Below are 16961 nucleotides of genomic sequence, written 5' to 3'. Positions count from 1 at the left end.
ATGGCTGCAAAAGAAGTACTATTTGCAAATGACGCACGTCAAAAAATGCTCAAGGGAGTTAACCTACTGGCAGATGCTGTGAAGGTGACGCTCGGTCCTAAAGGCCGCAATGTTGTTTTAGATAAATCGTTCGGAGCTCCGACAATCACTAAAGATGGCGTATCTGTCGCGAAAGAGATTGAACTAGAAGATAAGTTCGAAAATATGGGCGCGCAGATGGTTAAGCAAGTGGCTTCGAAAGCTAATGATGAAGCTGGTGATGGTACCACGACCGCAACTGTATTGGCGCAAGCGTTTATTAATGAAGGCCTGAAAGCGGTTGCCTCTGGCATGAACCCAATGGACTTGAAGCGTGGTATTGATAAAGCGACTGAATCTGCAGTGGCTAAGTTACGTGAAATGTCTAAGCCGTGTAGTGATAAAGAATCCATTACTCAAGTGGGCAGTATTTCCGCGAACAGTGATCGTGCTATTGGTGAGATCATTGCAGAAGCCATGGAAAAAGTAGGTCGTAATGGTGTGATTACGGTTGAAGAAGGTCAGGGCTTAGATAATGAGTTGTCTGTGGTTGAAGGTATGCAGTTCGATCGCGGTTACCTGTCGCCTTACTTCATTACCAACCAAGACAATGGCACAGTTGAGCTCGATAATCCGTATATTTTGTTGGTGGACAAAAAAGTCAGCAACATTCGCGAGTTGCTGCCAGTCCTTGAAGCGGTCTCACAAGCCTCTCGCTCGCTATTAATTATTGCTGAAGATATTGAAGGCGAGGCGCTAGCTACGTTAGTTGTGAACAACATGCGTGGCATTGTTCGTGCTACAGCAGTGAAAGCGCCAGGTTTTGGCGATAACCGTAAAGCGATGATGGAAGACATTGCGATTCTAACGGCAGGTACAGTGATTTCTGAAGAGATTGGGCTTGAGTTAGAAAAGGCAACGCTAGAGCAGTTAGGCTCAGCGAAGAAAGTGACCATCACGAAAGATGCGACCACCATTGTCGGTGGTGCGGCTGACGCAAGTGCTATTTCGGATCGTGTTGCATTAATTGAAAAACAAATCGAAACGACTACTTCTCAATATGATAAAGACAAGCTTCAACAGCGTATCGCGAAGCTTTCTGGTGGTGTCGCAGTGATCAAGATCGGTGCGGCAACTGAAGTTGAGATGAAAGAGAAGAAAGATCGTGTTGATGACGCGTTACATGCAACTCGTGCTGCGGTTGAAGAAGGCATTGTTGCCGGTGGTGGTGTTGCCTTGACCAAGATAGCAAAAGAGCTTGCTGAGCTTCAGGGTGACAATGACGATCAAAATATGGGAATACGTGTTGCCATTCGAGCTATGGAAGAGCCTCTTCGTCAAATTGCTGTTAATGCTGGAGATGAAGCGTCTGTCGTGGCTAATGCAGTGAAAGACGGTGACTCGACTTATGGCTACAACGCTGCAAGTGGTGAATATGGCAATATGATTGATATGGGTATCCTTGACCCAGCGAAAGTCACTCGCTCTGCCCTGCAGTTTGCGGCCTCAGTCGCGGGTCTGATGATCACGACTGAAGCAATGGTCTCTGATCTTGCTGAAGACAAAGATCTAGAAAACAAGCTGTAAATAGTGATCTAATCACTTTCGCTAATATCAGCGGGCTCTTCGGAGCCTGCTGAAACACCCGTTGGAGGTAAGTGTTATGATTCGTTTGCCAGCGTTTACTTTCTCAGTCTCTGAATCAAACAGTAGAGAGTCGTCATCAACATGGCCGGCTAGTGTGAGCTTTCCCCTTGTTCCTTCTGGGCAAGAGTTTTCTATAATGAACTCATTACCGCAAAAGTCGGCTTTGAGGATCTTAACTTTAACTATTGATCTATCGCAGATAATGAACAGTAAACAAGGTGAGAGAATCATTCATTAGACCATACAGCCAACACTCCGTTGGCTGTATTTGTGTAAGCTGCGTTCGTGTTCATTCGTTTAGTCTTGCACTGAAGACGGGTTAAGTAGGAAAAGATAATTATGATCAGCCATATTGACCACCTCGTCCTTACCGTATCGAATATTGATGCTTCGGTTGATTTCTATCGCCGGGTATTGCTGATGGAAGAAGTCACTTTCTCTGGTGGCCGTAAAGCGCTGAAGTTTGGTCGCCAGAAAATTAACCTCCAACTATTAGGCCAAGAAACTCGCAACAATGCTCGGGTAGGCTCTGGCGATCTTTGTTTAATCACCAACTGGGCAATCAATGATGTGATTACTCACTTACATCGCCTAGATGTTGAGATAGTGGAGGGGCCAGTCGAAAAATCAGGTGCGACAGGTGCCATTACCTCCATCTACTTTCTCGATCCAGATAGTAATCTGATTGAGGTGAGTACCTACCAATAAGTCTCCGAGCGTGTCGATCAATTATTGACGTGTAAGTCTAGGCATAACGAGCCTTCACGTTGCTGTTTCGCTAATTCCACACACTTTAAAAGGTGAAGAGCAATAAAAATCCCCTGTGTGATGTTCATCTCGTTTATTGTTAAATTTGATAATTGATTAATCACTTACTACTTTTTTAGATAACTGCCGAAAATCATAAGGGGCAAGTTTTGAAAAGGTTAAAGGTGGTATTTCTAGTCCAGGTCATCGTAGCATTGACACTGGTGTTACTGGTCTCAGCATTTATTAAGTATCAGAATTTCAAAGAAAATTTACATCAAGAGTTGCTGGTTAATGTGCAAAATACCAGCCAAAGGATGTCGATTAGCTTGCCTAAAGCGGTTTGGGATTTTGACTTGGACACGGCAAAGGTGGCGATGTCGGCAGAACTGGATCTGCCTGAAATTTCAGCCATACAATTAATTGATGCTCAGGACAGCGAATTATTATTCCTAACAAAACAAGGTGAAGGAGACGAAAAACAGCTTGTGGATGTCACAGATAAGCAAGCGTACACATCGGAAAACAGCCAATCAACCGAGCTCACCTTCATAGACTATGGTGAAGAAAACAAGGTCGGTAAGGTGGTTGTTTACTTTGATACTCATGCGATGGATGCCAAATTGGCTGACTCGCTACGAACCAACATAATTGAGTTGATCATTCTCGATATTATTATTTCCATTGTCATCATTCTGGCTCTGACAATGACGGTACTAAGGCCCATTTCTCAATTGACAGATGTTATTAAAGACTTAGCGTCAGGGGATGGTGATTTAACCAATAAACTGGCTTCGGCTAAATATCGTGAGTTTGATGAAATCACCAATGGGATCAATAGTTTCACTGAGTCTTTAAGAGTTATTGTCCAAGATGTTAATCAATCTTCTGAAGCCTTGGGTGAAAAAGCGTTGGCGAATGGGGCAACGGCAAGAACGAACGCAGAAAAGCTCGAATCACAGAAACATCAGCTTACGACCGTAGCAGCTGCGGCCACTGAGCTTAATCAGTCAGTCGCAACAGTCGCAGACACCGCCTCAGAAACTGCGCAACAAGCCCAAACAGCAACAAGCTTGGCCTCCAATGTCAACGAGGCAATTGAAAGCTCTGCCAGTGACATCATTAACATGCGTGAAGAAATGAATCATGTGAATGCAGAGATGCACATCTTGATTGAAGAGGGCGAGAAGATTACCACGGTGTTAAACGTCATTAATGATATTTCTGAGCAAACCAATTTGTTAGCACTGAATGCCGCGATTGAGGCAGCGCGTGCTGGTGAACAAGGGCGAGGTTTTGCGGTGGTGGCTGATGAAGTGCGTAATTTAGCTGTGAAAACCAGTGAATCCACGGAGCAAATCCAAAAAAATATTGCTGCGCTGGGGGTGGCTACCAAGTCAGTTGAGGATGAGTTGACTCGTATTGCCACCTTACTTGAATCAACCGCAGCTAGAGTCAGTGATTCGCAATCTTCGGTTGGAGAAGTTCAGAGCTTGATTACGATTATTTCCGATCGCAGTGGCCAAATTTCTCAAGCGACGGATGAGCAAAGGATGGCCGTTGAGGAAATCAGTCAGGCAATTGTAGAAGCATCGGAAGCGACAAATGAGGTTTCTTCAGGTGCGACTCAAAATGCCCAAAGAACAGAAGAAGTCTTGAGCTTAAGCCAGAGTATCGCCAGCCATATGGCGAAATTCCGCACTTAGGTTATTTCATAGAGGATATGTTATGAGAAATTTCGTATTACTGGCTTTCACAGCCCTATTTTCAATCACTGGTTATACTGCAACCATCACGGCAGCACAGGATCCTTGGGCACCATTTGTGCAAAAAGACAGTGCGAATCCTGGGGTGTCAGTTGAAATCATTACCGAAGCTTTCAAATCCCAAGGGCATGAGGTTGATTTCAAAATTATGCCTTGGACTCGGGCATTGAATGAAGTGAAAGATGGACGTATCGATGTCCTAGTGGCGACTTGGTTTACCAATGAAAGGACGTCTTACCTGAACTACAGCGATCCTTACTTAGAGAATTCGTTAAAATTCATTAAACGCAAAGGGGATGGGTTTGAATACAATGGCATGGATAGCTTGTCAGGTAAAACCGTGGGTATTATTCGCAATTACGGCTATGGTGATGACTTTTTAAATGCTTCTAATTTCAAAAAACCGGAGGCGAACGATTTGGTTGCCAATGCTAAAAAACTGATGGCGAAACGAATCGATCTGACTCTGGAAGATGAACTCGTGGCTAAGTCTACGTTGTCTGGGGCTGGCATGAACCTAGACGATTTTGAGTTTACAAGTAATGCTCTTTCTGTGAACCCTTTGCATGTGACATCGGGATTAGCCAATCCGAATAACGCTGAGTATATTGAAGCCTTTAATAAAGGATTGGCAGAGATTAAATCTAACGGTACTTTTGAGAAGATTCTGGAGAAGTACGGTATTAAGTAAAATGAAATTCCTGTCACTAAAAGAACGCCAGCTTTCATGCTGGCGTTTATATTCCTATAGATGATTATGTTATTATTATCTTTTCTTTAATTCTCTTAAGTATAATTTATCAGAGCTCTTCTTAATGGTTCCATCCATAAAATAAGCGGTGATCTCCGATTCAATAAAAGAGAATCCTTCCCCATTCTTTTTAAACGTTATCTTGGGTAGATTACTTATATCATCTAACCTGAAAAATTCATGAGAAGACAGTTGTATATTATGACTACTACTGAACTTTATATCTAAGTGGTGTATAGGTTTAGGGGGGGTGATCGTTAAAGAGACACTGTTTTCAGAAGCGAATTCAAGTTCCACTGTAGCTTCTCCCCTTGACATGTAACTCTCAAACATTTGACGTTGCATGAGTTTTCTATGTAGTCGAGCATCGTCACATGAAAATGTATAGCCTGAGAAAAATACTAAAAGTGTGATTATATATTTCATACCTGATCCCTAATCATGACCAGGTATTAGATAGTAAAAATATTAAATATATATTAAGAAGTATACTAATAATAATTAAAGTCAATGCATGTTGTCTCCATATGCAAATGTTTTTAATTGTGTTTTTATCGTATGGAGTAATAAAAGGTAAATAAAAGGGTCACATTTGATATAAATAATTCTTCTCTTCAAACTTTGCCTAAATGAAGATTATCCATGTTAAAAAAAACACCAATAGCCGTTGCCATATTTGCATCGATGGCCATTTTATCGGGTTGCAATGACTCTGAAACAGAAGTTGAAAATCTAAGTGGTCGATGGACAACCGGAGACTTGCACATCCACTCTATTCAGTCGGATGATGCGCAAAGAAACTTAGAAGACGTATTGAATCACAGCTTTGAGAATTATGGTCTGGACTGGGCTATTTTGACTAACCATTTACGTATGTCTCAACGAGATCACGCCGGAGAAGATATACCAGAAGGTCCAATCCCTTTTTCTCTAGGTATGGAAAAATTTGAAGTACCATTTACTCAGTTTTCTCAACTCATGGGTCACTATCCAGGAAAGACGATCTTTTCTGCGTTTGAGTGGGATATGCCGGCGCACGAACATTTTAATATTGCTATTTTAGGAGATGAACCTCAGTCACCTGAGTCGTTAAAAGCCATTCAGCAGTTTGAGTATTACTTTACTGAACAACCTGCTAGCGCCTTCGACCCACAAGATGTGCTCGAATGGGAGGAACAAGGTGATAGAGCAAATAAGACGCACGATGATGCTTTAACTGCATTGGCTTGGTTACAGGAGCATTACCCTACCAGCAGCTTTGGTATGATCAATCACCCATCTCGCTATAACGATAATTATGTTATTTCCGACTTTCGTGAATTCCATGATACAGCACCTGATGTTGTTTTCGCGTTAGAGGGAATGATGGGGGGACAAATGGAACCAGATCGTGGCAGCTATGCTGAATATTACATTGAAAGGAACCTGCCTTACCGCTCTTATGGCGGCGCTGACTTCATCATTGCTGAGGTTGGTGGGCAGTGGGATGCACTATTAGGAGAAGGACGTCGAATTTGGAACTTTGCTAACTCTGATTATCACTTCAAAACCGATCATGGGGAATACAGTAGTGGTTATCGTCCGGGTGAGTATGCCAAAACCCACCTATGGATCCCAGATGCGGCTGAGCAGGGAATTAAGGGTATTCTAGAAGCATTGCGATCAGGTCGATCATTCAGTACCTATGGTGATTTAATTGATGCACTGAGCTTTAACGCCATGCATGATCGAGAAGTGGCCTATATGGGCGGTGATCTTTCAGTCAATCAGGGAGATGAAGTGACAATCACCATCCGCTTCAAAAGCCCTGAAACCAATAATTATGAGGAAGAGGTTGGGAGTAATGAGCCGGCGGGGATGAAGCCTGTTGTGCATCATGTCGATTTGATTGCGGGCGATGTTTACCCAAGAGCAAAACCGGGCACTCCGGAATATGATCAAGCGGTTAACCCATCAACGCAAGTAATTGCGCGTTTTACTCAAGATGATTGGACAGTGGATAGCGAAGGTTATGCAACGATGACGTTTAGCTTTACCGCTGAAGAAGACCAATACTTCCGTTTACGTGGTACTAACTTGGCACCTAATACCCCTTACGAAACGGATGAGTTTGGTAATCCACTCCCCGATGAGCATATTGATATCTCGGACCACCAGTCACGGTTTAATGCCATTAACGATCGTAACTATTATGACCTTTGGTTTTATTCAAACCCAATCTTTGTTTCTGTGTCAAAGTGAGCGCTATAGAGCAGGATGTGGCAAGCCACATCCTGCTAATTAGAGGCGAAGCCATCAGAAAGCTGACTTATATTCTCTGCGACCAAACAACGCAAAGAAAGTGATAAGGCATAAAGTTAATGGCCCAGTACTCCCTCCAGACTCCGCTTGTTCTGTTTCATATGTCATCGAAGTCAATACCCATCGGTGGTCACTAGGCCATACTTCTGGAGTGTATGGTATTTCGACATGGTCGTTAGCAAATGGGTAATCCGCATTTGGATCCGGACGGCCGCCGATGACAAAGGAATCTTTAACCTTCATTGGGTTAGAGACTGCATCTCGATAATAAATAAAGTCTATGCGATGAGCATCAGCCACACCATAATTACCCCAAGTAACGCCAGGGAAGTTAATTTCTGCTGGGAGATCGTTGTTTAATTCCTTATTGCGGTTCTGACGCGCTACATCATAAGTATCAACATACCCGAGATCATTGAGCATGATGTTAGACATTGGCATGGATGGAATGGCAAGAGGAATACGTTTTCCGCGGAGTGGTTTGTGCGCTTCATAGTCAGCGGCAGCCTGAGTATAGTCGTTATGACTTGGTTCGTTGTAGTCTCCGACAAAGAAAGCAGGGATAGAGTCACCAATCATGGCACTTTCTGAGATAATATTGTCATTGCCTTCTCCCCAGTTATCTGCAGCAGCTGTAACGATTTCTTCTTCGCTCCAACCTTGGTGTGCAGTGTAAGGTACATAATGATTAGCCCAGTCTGGGTCTAACCCTAGGTGTACTTCACCAAAGTAGAAGGGCTTACCATTAGGTAAAAGGACTTCGCAACCTTGTTTATGTTCGGCAACGACCTCTAATTTCGTGACGATACGATAGTTATGACAGCTATGCCATTCTTCCCCAGATTCGGACTCAAGTTGACTCTCAATAAACTCTGGGTCGAGTCCTTCTGTTTCCGGATGCATGTATTCCTGCATGCCAACCACATCAGCGTCGAGTTCTAAGATTGTTCTTATTACTTGTCCCCCACGCCCCATATGTAAACCATTCCAGTTATTGTCATCCCAACCGTAAAGGTCAGTCCGCCATACATTTGCTGACACTACTCGAATTTCATCATGAGATTTTTGAGGCAAGCGATTAACATAGAGTTGAGTATTGAGGTCATAGACAATTTCATACTTCTCAGAAGTTAAACCTGTAAAACGGTAGCCATCTTGGCTAATGCCCAGCTCTATGGCTCCTTCAGTCACTTCCTCTAAGGTATCATCACCGATGAGACCATCGTACGAAATAGTTACATTCTGCATTACTGAATTCGTCGTGGTGGGAAGAAGATCAGGATCAAAGTTGTTTGAAATGCCATCAATGTATTTTGGCAGGCCTTCTACTGTGACTGTTAAAACAGGGCGTTGTTCGACATTGAATGCCACACGTTGGCATTTTTCAGTGGTATAGTCAGACCCTTCTAAACAGGTGAGATAATAGTCTCCGGGAAGCTGAGGCGGCAAAGTGATGTTACCTGATTTCTCCGATAAATATGACCAGCTGCCGTAATTCTCATCTGGCTCAGAGCCATCCTTAAAAACGGCGACCCACTCTACACCTTGGTCCTCTGCTTCTACACCAGTATAGCTAACTGATATTTCATCAAGATTGGTGATTTTTTTATTGTTAATTTCTAGCGTTGTGGCTGCAGCATGGCTTGTGGCCAGCAAAGCTAGGGCAGCGACGCTGAGAGAAAATGACTGATTGTTCAAAATATCCTCCTTGTTATGAAGGTTGGAGAATATAAGTCACAAGTTTAAAAATGATGTTGCTTTTACTACACTTTCATTGGTTATTATTATATTTTTCAATTGTTTATAATTATATTGGGGTGGTTTTTTCTGGAGCTTAGCTCAAGGAAATTTGACGGGCTTGCCTTTCGTTAGCCCTAGTCATCAAGACGCTACTTCACAAACTGGCCAACTCATTGACTTTTGGCATTGCCGTCAACGTGTGTTGGCGGCAATGTATTAAGAGTCTAATGTTTTATTTATATGGTCAATAATGAAAGCAAGTAATCACTTACATTTTTATGTTGGTACCTATACCGACGATCCAAGTCAGAGCCAGGGCATAGCTCAAGTGAGCCTCAACACTTCTTCGGGGGAGCTGACGCGACTTGATGATGCCATGGTGATACGCAACCCCTCTTACCTCACTCACACTTCCTCTGGTCTCTATACATTTTCTGAAGTTTCCCGTTCTGATAGTGCTGTTTTGGTGTTTCAGTCGGATGCTCGCTCTGACGTGTTGGCCATTGAAGGTGACTACCCTTGTCATATTGATGTGGATTGCCAGCAGCGATATGTAGCGGTGGCCAATTATGGTTCCGGAAATGTGAATGTCTACGTGTTGGATGGCGATGGAAAGCCGCTCAAACTTGTCACGGACCTGTTTGTGGATGGCAAAGGCGCGAACAGTGAGCGTCAGCAATCGCCGCATGCTCATCAGGTGCAGTTTTTAAATCACACACCTCAGTTGGCTGTGGTCGATTTGGGTAGTGATTCGCTGCATCTCTATGACATTGATACACAAAGTGACCAGTTCCAACTTCATCAAACCATCTCACTGCCCCCCGGCTGTGGCCCTAGGCATCTGGTGATGAATGGTGATGAAGACATGGCTTACGTTGTATGCGAGCTAGCGGAAACGCTGATTACGCTGACTAAGGAAGGTAACCACTGGCGTATGGTAGACCAGTGCGACTTACTGCCCGGCCAGCCAAAAGGAGAGGCCGCAGCAGCGATCAAGCTGTCTTGTGATGAGCGCTTTATTTACGTTTCTTGTCGTCAGCAGAATGCGATTAGCATTTTCGAGCTGGTGGATGGATTACCTTCGTGGTTAGCGGCGCAAGGTTGTCAGGGCCAGTTTCCGCGAGACTTTACGTTATCATCTGATGGCAACTGGCTAATTGTCGCCAATCAACATTCTAATAATCTCGCTAGTTACCTGCGTTGCCAATCAACAGGTCTTCTTACTCCAGCCAATTATCAGTGCCAAGTGGATGCACCAGTATGTCTGATTGAGCATTTCGTTTAGAGGCGTGAGAACCTTTCGATAATTTGGTGTTATATCAATCTGGCCCTTCTTTCCCCATTCGTTTGGATGGGGATATTTTTCTAATGGGCTGAAATCTGACGTTTTATTTCATTCATTGTCTTCGCGGGTATTGATCTAATTTGCACTGTGAATGCTTTGTGCGTAGTAGTGATCTTTTTGTGAATACCCATCAAAAACTACGTGAATTCCTTAATGTGATTAATATCACATTTATCTATCTATAGATCGATCGGTTTAGTCAGTTAAAGGCGAGCAAATGACTTATTGCTCAATTGAACTGTTAGTCGGCAACTATCCCTTATCTTTCATGGCTTTCTTATGTGGCACGTCAACGGTGTTGTGGGTGATAAGTGGCTATTGATCAATGCGTCAATTTCATAAATGGAAGGTTAGTTTCCAAGTTCGACAGATGAGCTTCAATTTCGATCTAAGCATAATGCGCAGAATGTAACATTGTATTTCAAAGTGTAACAATTAAACCGCATAAGCAGCATGGTTTTAACCGGATTGCTTATTTGATAACCCCACACTTTGCTTTGCGATGCTGCACATGCTCAACACATAAACATTCTAATGACTATAACAACCGGCCTTCAGGCATTGCCCTGCAACCGGACAAACATCGAGAAAGTTAATGGAAGCCTCAAGATATAAACGCATCTTGTCGAGGGGAAGTTTGGTGACCGCCATTCTGCTGCTCTCAGGATGTAATTCTGCTTTGCTTGACCCGAAAGGTGCTATTGGTGTCCAGGAAAAAGAGCTGATTATTACCGCTCTTTTGCTGATGTTGATCGTTGTGATCCCAGTGATTCTGATGACGATTTACTTCGCCTACCGATACCGCGCAACTAACACCGACGAAGAGTACGCGCCTGAATGGGCTCACTCGACCAAGATCGAAGTGGTGGTATGGACGATTCCTATCATCATCATCGCGATTCTTGCCACCATTACATGGCGTTCGACGCACGAACTGGAGCCATCTAAGCCTCTGGTGAGTGATGTGAAGCCCATGACGATTGAAGTGGTATCACTCGATTGGAAATGGCTGTTCATCTATCCGGAAGAACACATTGCAACGGTTAACTACGTTGCGTTTCCGAAAGATGTCCCGGTCAATTTCAAACTGACGTCAGACAACATTATGAACGCGTTCTTTATCCCACGCCTTGGGACACAGATCTACGCGATGCCGGGCATGGTGACCAAGCTCAACCTGATTGCTAACCATGAAGGCGATTACAAAGGTTTTGCTTCTAACTATAGCGGCGAAGGTTTCTCGCAGATGAAGTTTACTGCGTCCGCTATGCCTGATCGCGCGGCATTCCTGAACTGGGTGCAGAAGGTGAAAGCCAGCCCAGATCGCATCGAAGACTGGGAGCAATTCCGCTCGCTGGCAGCACCAAGTGTCGCTGAGCCAGTCACGCTGTTCTCCAGTGTGCCACCGTTTTTGTTTACTGATGTCGTGACCCAGCATCCTGGTTCAATGAACTGTTTGCCTGAAAACCAAGGACAATCGTAATGTTTGGAAGATTAACTCTCGATTCAATTCCATACCACGAACCCATCATCGTCATCACCTTAGCGATTGTCGCTTTGGTTGGTTTGGCAGTGGTTGTCGCGGTGACCAAAGCAGGGAAATGGCAGTACCTGTGGAACGAGTGGTTTACGTCAGTAGACCACAAAAAACTCGGCTTTATGTACATCGCAGTTGCGATGGTGATGCTTGTGCGCGGATTTGCCGACGCCGTCATGATGCGCAGTCAGCAGTTGCTGTCTTCTGCGGGTGAAGCGGGTTACCTGCCGCCTCATCACTATGACCAGATTTTCACCGCGCACGGCGTGATCATGATTTTCTTCGTCGCGATGCCTCTGGTTATCGGCCTGATGAACATCATTGTTCCGTTGCAGATTGGTGCTCGTGATGTTGCCTTCCCGTATCTGAACAACCTCAGTTTCTGGTTATTTATTGTTGGTGTCATCCTGACCAATATGTCGCTAGGCTTAGGTGAATTTGGTCGTACTGGCTGGCTAGCGTATCCGCCTCTGTCGGGCATTGATGCCAGTCCGGGAGTTGGGGTCGATTATTGGATATGGGCCTTGCAGATATCCGGTGTCGGTACCACGCTGACGGGGGTGAACTTCTTCGCCACTATCCTGCGTATGCGCACGCCTTCTATGCCAATGATGAAGATGCCAGTTTTCACTTGGGCGTCTCTATGTGCCAACATCCTTATCATCATTTCGTTCCCAATCCTGACAGTGACGATTGCATTGTTGACACTGGATCGATACCTCGGATTCCATTTCTTCACCAATGATCTTGGCGGCAACGTGATGATGTACGTCAACTTGATTTGGGCATGGGGCCACCCTGAGGTGTACATCCTGATCCTGCCAATCTTTGGTGTGTTCTCGGAAGTGACCGCGACCTTCTCTCGCAAGAAATTGTTTGGTTACACCTCGCTGGTGTGGGCAACGGTAGTGATTACTATTCTGGCGTTTGTTGTATGGCTGCACCACTTCTTCACCATGGGGTCGGGTGCGAACGTTAACGCCTTCTTCGGTATCGCAACCATGATCATTTCCATCCCAACCGGGGTGAAGATTTTCAACTGGTTGTTCACCATGTACAAAGGCCGCATTCGCTTTACCACGCCAATGATGTGGACGGTGGGCTTCCTGATCACCTTCTCAGTCGGTGGTATGACTGGCGTACTGATGGCGGTTCCGGGTGCTGACTTTGTTCTTCACAACTCAGTATTCCTGATCGCGCACTTCCATAACGTCATCATCGGTGGTGTGGTGTTTGGTTGCTTTGCGGCAATCACTTACTGGTTCCCGAAAGCGACTGGCTTCACGATGAACGAAGCTTGGGGCAAGCGTGCATTCTATCTTTGGATTGTCGGCTTCCTGATGGCTTTCCTACCACTGTACGCACTGGGCTTCATGGGCATGACTCGCCGCTTGAGCCAAGACATTAACCCAGAATACTTCCCTCTGCTGGCCGTTGCTGCGGCAGGTACTGCTGTGATTGCAATGGGCGTCGTATGCCAGTTCATCCAGATCTACGTCAGTATCCGTGATCGCGAACAGAATAGAGACCTGACAGGTGACCCATGGGGTGGCCGTACGTTTGAGTGGGCGACGTCTTCACCTCCGCCGTTCTACAACTTCGCGCATTTACCAAAAGGCGACGAACTGGACGCATTCTGGTATCAGAAGCAGAGCGGTGAGTTCGACCCAACCAAAGAAGTGGAATACGAACGCATCCATATGCCGAAAAACACGCCGACAGGTATTTATGTGTCTGCTTGGGCACTGGTATTTGGCTTTGCGATGATTTGGTACATCTGGTGGCTGGCAGCAGCGAGTTTCTTTGGCATCATCGTCACCTGTATCCAACACAGCTACAACGATGACGTGGACTACTACGTTGAAGTCGAAGAGATAAAAGCGATTGAAGCTGAGCGCCGTGCTCAGTTTGAAGAAGCAAATAAAAAACCTGTGCAAGATGATAATAAGAAAGACGATCTGGAGGTGACGTATGCAAGCTAACATCGCGTCTCACGCTCATGATCACCACGATACCAGCGCCAACAAGCTGTTCGGTTTCTGGGTTTACCTGATGAGTGACTGCGTACTGTTTGCGACCCTGTTTGCGACTTACGCAGTACTAGAAAGCGGCTCGATTAGCGGGCCGACTGGTAAAGATATTTTCGAACTGCCATTTGTGTTCGTTGAAACCATGCTGCTGCTGTTCAGTAGTATCACGTTTGGCTTTGGCATGATTGCCATGAAACGCAAAGATGTCGCGGGTTTAAAGCGTTGGTTGCAAGTGACTTTCTTGCTTGGGCTTGGCTTTATCGGCATGGAAGTGTACGAGTTCCATCACTTGATTGCTGAGGGCTACGGCCCACAGGAGAGCGCATTTCTTTCTGCGTTCTTCACGCTGGTGGGTACTCACGGCCTGCACGTGACGTTTGGTCTTATCTGGCTGGCGGTGTGCTATCACCAACTGTCGACGAAAGGTCTTAACGACAATATGGCGATGCGCTTTAACTGCCTGAGCCTGTTCTGGCACTTCCTAGACATTGTTTGGATCTGTGTCTTCACTATCGTTTACTTGTTGGGGGTTATGTAATGGATCAACATCTGGAAACGGGTGCGTCGGATTACGTTAAAGGTTTCGTTGCATCTCTGATTTTGACCGTGATTCCGTTCTACTTTGTGTGGACGCAATCGCTGCCCGACACGACAACATATGTTCTTTTGTTTGGTTGTGCTCTGGTACAAATCTTTGTGCACTTTAAGTACTTCCTGCATATGGAAGTAAAAACTTCCGATGGTCGCTGGAACCTAGTGTCACTGATGTTTACTGCTATCGTTGTCTTGATTCTTATCGCTGGCTCGGTGTGGATCATCTACAACATGAACGTCAACATGAAGCTGTAGGCCAGAGTATGCTGAAAAGTTATTTGTCTATTACCAAACCGGGCATCATTTTCGGCAACCTGATATCTGTTGCGGCGGGGTTTTTCCTTGCCGCAAAAACAGAGCACGCAAGTCTGAACTTGTTACTGGCGACACTCGCTGGTGTCGGGCTTGTGATTGCTTCAGGCTGCGTAGTGAACAACATCTTTGACCGAGACATCGACCAAAAGATGAAGCGCACTCAAAATCGTGAAACAGTCAAAGGTAACATCAATATCGATGTTGCTTTTGTCTATGCCTTGGTGATGCTGCTCAGCGGGACCGCCTTGTTGTTTCAGCTCGCCAATCCACTGTCAGCAGTGGTAGTACTTTTGGGCTACGTGTTTTACGTGTTTTTCTACACCATGTGGTACAAGCGTACGTCTGTGTACGGCACGCTGGTGGGTAGCATTTCCGGTGCAGTGCCACCTCTGGTGGGCTATCTGGCGGTAACAAACTACATCAGCCTTGAGGCCATTCTGCTGTTTACCATGTTCTGCTTATGGCAAATGCCGCACTCGTACGCGATTGCGATGTTCCGTATGCAAGATTACCGTGACGCGGGCATTCCAGTTTTGCCAGTGAAAGAAGGCATCAACAAAGCTCATCGCCATATGAAGGCATATGTTGCGGCTTTTGGTGCCGTCTCACTGGCTCTATTCCTATTGGGAGAGGCTGGCTATGAATACCTAGCGGTTGCCGCTGTTGTGTGCTTTATGTGGACGCAGGTGACGTTTCGCAAGGTTGACTACAGCAATTACGTCCAATGGTCGAAATCGGTGTTTAAAGTCTCTCTGCTGGTGGTGATGAGCATCAGTGGCGTGCTGGGTCTGGAGCTGATTCCACTACCCATCTAACGAGTTAAGCGCTCCTTCCTGAACCTGCTAAGCCGATAACGGTTTTATGCCTGAGATATCCGATACCGGCATGTTTGTGTAAGCAGAGAAAGGACGGGGCGCTTTTTTAGTTCCCATAAGTAGATAACAAGTATTTTTTGACCTTTAGTAACGTATCGTATTTATACTCGCTCGTGCCGCCATCAGAGTAGTATCCAGAAAAACCATCTAAGTTCTTGTCCTGAGATAGATTCGTTTCACGTATCAGTGAGCCATTTTCAAACTTGTACAGATAAGAAGTATATTGAGTCCCTTTTATATCGAAGTGGTTTATGTCCCAGGTTATTTGAACTAAAAGGTACGGGTTGTTTCTTAGGGATATTTCATCCATACCGTTGAAAATCGGCGGTCCTCCTTCAACAGTATATTCGTCTACTTTGGTGGTCTTACTTCCACTAGTGATTGACAGAAAATAGGGAGCGTACTCATGATCTTGTTCGGAAATCTCAATCCTATACTCTTGTTCTGTCACCAATGTGGCAATTGAGAAAGCAGGAAATGCAAATGCTATAGATAATATTATTAGAGTGTTTTTTATTAAGTTCATAATTTATCAAGTTTTGATAGTGTCAGTGTGTCTCTCTTTAGATAGCCAATAGTATTATTGTATTTTGAAAATACCCACTCTGTCTCGCCATCATAGTAATACTCGGTTACATTGACTTCATCACCATCAATAACGTAACTCCCTAATCTATTGAAGTCTTTATCATAAAAATATGACCGAACGGTAGCGACTTTAGCATGGAGTCTTTCTCTTTTTAGTACATCTTCCTCATGGCTAACTAAAAATTCGTCATTAGAAGTTATCCGCTTTATGTAAAAATCACCCACAATTTTATCTTCATAAATTAGTGATAATTTTTGCTCATTTATTTTCCATACACCTTCATAGTTTTCTAAAGCTGAGATTCTATTAGTATCAATAATATAATCATCATATTGTTCTACATTACAAAGAGTAATTTCTTCCATGTTCTTATCTTTAATGTAAACAAAGGCATTTTTTGATTTATTTAAATGGTATATTTTTCCACATTCATTGACTCCGGAAAAGGTATCAGACAGGAAGTAATAATTTTCATATGGAATAGATAGTTTTTTTATATCTATAAAATCATTGAAGTTACTATTTTCTATAGAGATATTTGTACAAATTCCATTCTGACATAGTCTTGCGAAGGCAGTGCTATTTTTTAATTCTATAAACGCTTCTGATTCCGCAGAGTACAAAACAGAGGAAGCAAACATGAGTGTTGTGAAAGTTATGGCGATAAAATATTTATTTTCAACACCGTTACTAATCATAGCGATAT

15 protein-coding genes are annotated in these 16961 nt (G+C 44.4%); 11 read left to right on the top strand and 4 right to left on the bottom strand.

Features of this window, described 5'->3' with window-relative positions:
• From groL to CTT30_RS22170, 4 genes are all read left to right on the top strand, one after another.
• A complete protein-coding gene (gene groL, locus CTT30_RS22185) occupies positions 1 to 1605 on the top strand; it encodes a chaperonin GroEL (protein ID WP_239835675.1) in 1605 nt (534 codons plus the stop codon).
• A 399-nt stretch (positions 1606 to 2004) separates the two neighbouring features.
• Positions 2005 to 2373 (top strand): VOC family protein, encoded by a 369-nt coding sequence (locus tag CTT30_RS22180; protein ID WP_275658292.1) that lies wholly within the window; start codon positions 2005 to 2007, stop codon positions 2371 to 2373.
• A gap of 209 nt (positions 2374 to 2582) precedes the next feature.
• Positions 2583 to 4118, top strand: coding sequence for a methyl-accepting chemotaxis protein (locus CTT30_RS22175; protein ID WP_252037035.1), 1536 nt, complete (start codon positions 2583 to 2585; stop codon positions 4116 to 4118).
• Positions 4119 to 4140: 22 nt separating this feature from the next.
• Complete coding sequence (locus CTT30_RS22170) at positions 4141 to 4869, top strand: transporter substrate-binding domain-containing protein (protein ID WP_239835673.1); 729 nt, start codon at positions 4141 to 4143, stop codon at positions 4867 to 4869.
• 75 nt (positions 4870 to 4944) lie between these two features.
• Here CTT30_RS22170 and CTT30_RS22165 read toward each other — a convergent pair whose 3' ends face one another.
• Positions 4945 to 5355, bottom strand: a complete 411-nt coding sequence (locus CTT30_RS22165) for a hypothetical protein (RefSeq protein ID WP_252037034.1) — start codon at positions 5353 to 5355, stop codon at positions 4945 to 4947.
• A gap of 216 nt (positions 5356 to 5571) precedes the next feature.
• Here CTT30_RS22165 and CTT30_RS22160 point away from each other — a divergent pair, with 216 nt between their 5' ends.
• Positions 5572 to 7170, top strand: coding sequence for a CehA/McbA family metallohydrolase domain-containing protein (locus CTT30_RS22160; protein WP_252037033.1), 1599 nt, complete (start codon positions 5572 to 5574; stop codon positions 7168 to 7170).
• A 54-nt stretch (positions 7171 to 7224) separates the two neighbouring features.
• On the opposite strand, the gene CTT30_RS22155 is transcribed toward CTT30_RS22160, so the two are convergent.
• The gene (locus tag CTT30_RS22155) at positions 7225 to 8928 is read right to left on the bottom strand and encodes an exonuclease/endonuclease/phosphatase family protein (RefSeq protein WP_252037032.1); all 1704 of its coding nucleotides are present in this window, start codon (positions 8926 to 8928) and stop codon (positions 7225 to 7227) included.
• A 292-nt stretch (positions 8929 to 9220) separates the two neighbouring features.
• Here CTT30_RS22155 and CTT30_RS22150 point away from each other — a divergent pair, with 292 nt between their 5' ends.
• The 6 genes from CTT30_RS22150 to cyoE all read left to right on the top strand — a co-directional run bounded on the left by CTT30_RS22150 (position 9221) and on the right by cyoE (position 15606).
• On the top strand, positions 9221 to 10255 hold the full coding sequence (locus CTT30_RS22150; RefSeq protein ID WP_252037031.1) for a lactonase family protein: 1035 nt from the start codon (positions 9221 to 9223) through the stop codon (positions 10253 to 10255).
• A gap of 655 nt (positions 10256 to 10910) precedes the next feature.
• Positions 10911 to 11798, top strand: coding sequence for a ubiquinol oxidase subunit II (gene cyoA / locus CTT30_RS22145; RefSeq protein ID WP_252037030.1), 888 nt, complete (start codon positions 10911 to 10913; stop codon positions 11796 to 11798).
• Positions 11798 to 13834 (top strand): cytochrome o ubiquinol oxidase subunit I, encoded by a 2037-nt coding sequence (gene cyoB / locus CTT30_RS22140; RefSeq protein ID WP_252037029.1) that lies wholly within the window; start codon positions 11798 to 11800, stop codon positions 13832 to 13834. Before cyoA ends, cyoB begins: the two co-directional genes overlap by 1 nt.
• Positions 13824 to 14420 (top strand): cytochrome o ubiquinol oxidase subunit III, encoded by a 597-nt coding sequence (gene cyoC, locus CTT30_RS22135; RefSeq protein ID WP_252037028.1) that lies wholly within the window; start codon positions 13824 to 13826, stop codon positions 14418 to 14420. Before cyoB ends, cyoC begins: the two co-directional genes overlap by 11 nt.
• On the top strand, positions 14420 to 14731 hold the full coding sequence (gene cyoD / locus CTT30_RS22130; protein ID WP_006961883.1) for a cytochrome o ubiquinol oxidase subunit IV: 312 nt from the start codon (positions 14420 to 14422) through the stop codon (positions 14729 to 14731). Before cyoC ends, cyoD begins: the two co-directional genes overlap by 1 nt.
• Before the next feature lie 8 nt (positions 14732 to 14739).
• Complete coding sequence (gene cyoE / locus CTT30_RS22125) at positions 14740 to 15606, top strand: heme o synthase (RefSeq protein ID WP_006961882.1); 867 nt, start codon at positions 14740 to 14742, stop codon at positions 15604 to 15606.
• Between the two features lie 106 nt (positions 15607 to 15712).
• On the opposite strand, the gene CTT30_RS22120 is transcribed toward cyoE, so the two are convergent.
• Positions 15713 to 16192 carry a hypothetical protein gene (locus CTT30_RS22120; RefSeq protein ID WP_252037027.1) on the bottom strand — a complete coding sequence of 160 codons (480 nt, stop codon included), beginning with the start codon at positions 16190 to 16192 and terminating at the stop codon, positions 15713 to 15715.
• The gene (locus CTT30_RS22115; protein WP_252037026.1) at positions 16189 to 16953 is read right to left on the bottom strand and encodes a hypothetical protein; all 765 of its coding nucleotides are present in this window, start codon (positions 16951 to 16953) and stop codon (positions 16189 to 16191) included. Before CTT30_RS22115 ends, CTT30_RS22120 begins: the two co-directional genes overlap by 4 nt.
• Positions 16954 to 16961 lie beyond the last annotated feature (8 nt).

Origin of the sequence: Vibrio coralliilyticus (genome assembly GCF_024449095.1) — a bacterium.
In the GTDB taxonomy this organism is placed as follows: Bacteria; Pseudomonadota; Gammaproteobacteria; order Enterobacterales; family Vibrionaceae; genus Vibrio; species Vibrio coralliilyticus_A.
This window is presented reverse-complemented; position numbering and strand designations above follow the sequence as displayed.

What these genes read in the sequence shown, in the direction of transcription:
- groL (WP_239835675.1), top strand. Translation starts at nt 1, where the DNA reads ATGGCTGCAAAAGAAGTACTATTTGCAAATGACGCACGTCAAAAAATG.
- CTT30_RS22180 (WP_275658292.1), top strand. Translation starts at nt 2,005, where the DNA reads ATGATCAGCCATATTGACCACCTCGTCCTTACCGTATCGAATATTGAT.
- CTT30_RS22170 (WP_239835673.1), top strand. Translation starts at nt 4,141, where the DNA reads ATGAGAAATTTCGTATTACTGGCTTTCACAGCCCTATTTTCAATCACT.
- CTT30_RS22165 (WP_252037034.1), bottom strand. Translation starts at nt 5,355, where the DNA reads ATGAAATATATAATCACACTTTTAGTATTTTTCTCAGGCTATACATTT.
- CTT30_RS22160 (WP_252037033.1), top strand. Translation starts at nt 5,572, where the DNA reads ATGTTAAAAAAAACACCAATAGCCGTTGCCATATTTGCATCGATGGCC.
- CTT30_RS22150 (WP_252037031.1), top strand. Translation starts at nt 9,221, where the DNA reads ATGAAAGCAAGTAATCACTTACATTTTTATGTTGGTACCTATACCGAC.
- cyoA (WP_252037030.1), top strand. Translation starts at nt 10,911, where the DNA reads ATGGAAGCCTCAAGATATAAACGCATCTTGTCGAGGGGAAGTTTGGTG.
- cyoB (WP_252037029.1), top strand. Translation starts at nt 11,798, where the DNA reads ATGTTTGGAAGATTAACTCTCGATTCAATTCCATACCACGAACCCATC.
- cyoC (WP_252037028.1), top strand. Translation starts at nt 13,824, where the DNA reads ATGCAAGCTAACATCGCGTCTCACGCTCATGATCACCACGATACCAGC.
- cyoD (WP_006961883.1), top strand. Translation starts at nt 14,420, where the DNA reads ATGGATCAACATCTGGAAACGGGTGCGTCGGATTACGTTAAAGGTTTC.
- cyoE (WP_006961882.1), top strand. Translation starts at nt 14,740, where the DNA reads ATGCTGAAAAGTTATTTGTCTATTACCAAACCGGGCATCATTTTCGGC.
- CTT30_RS22120 (WP_252037027.1), bottom strand. Translation starts at nt 16,192, where the DNA reads ATGAACTTAATAAAAAACACTCTAATAATATTATCTATAGCATTTGCA.
- CTT30_RS22115 (WP_252037026.1), bottom strand. Translation starts at nt 16,953, where the DNA reads ATGATTAGTAACGGTGTTGAAAATAAATATTTTATCGCCATAACTTTC.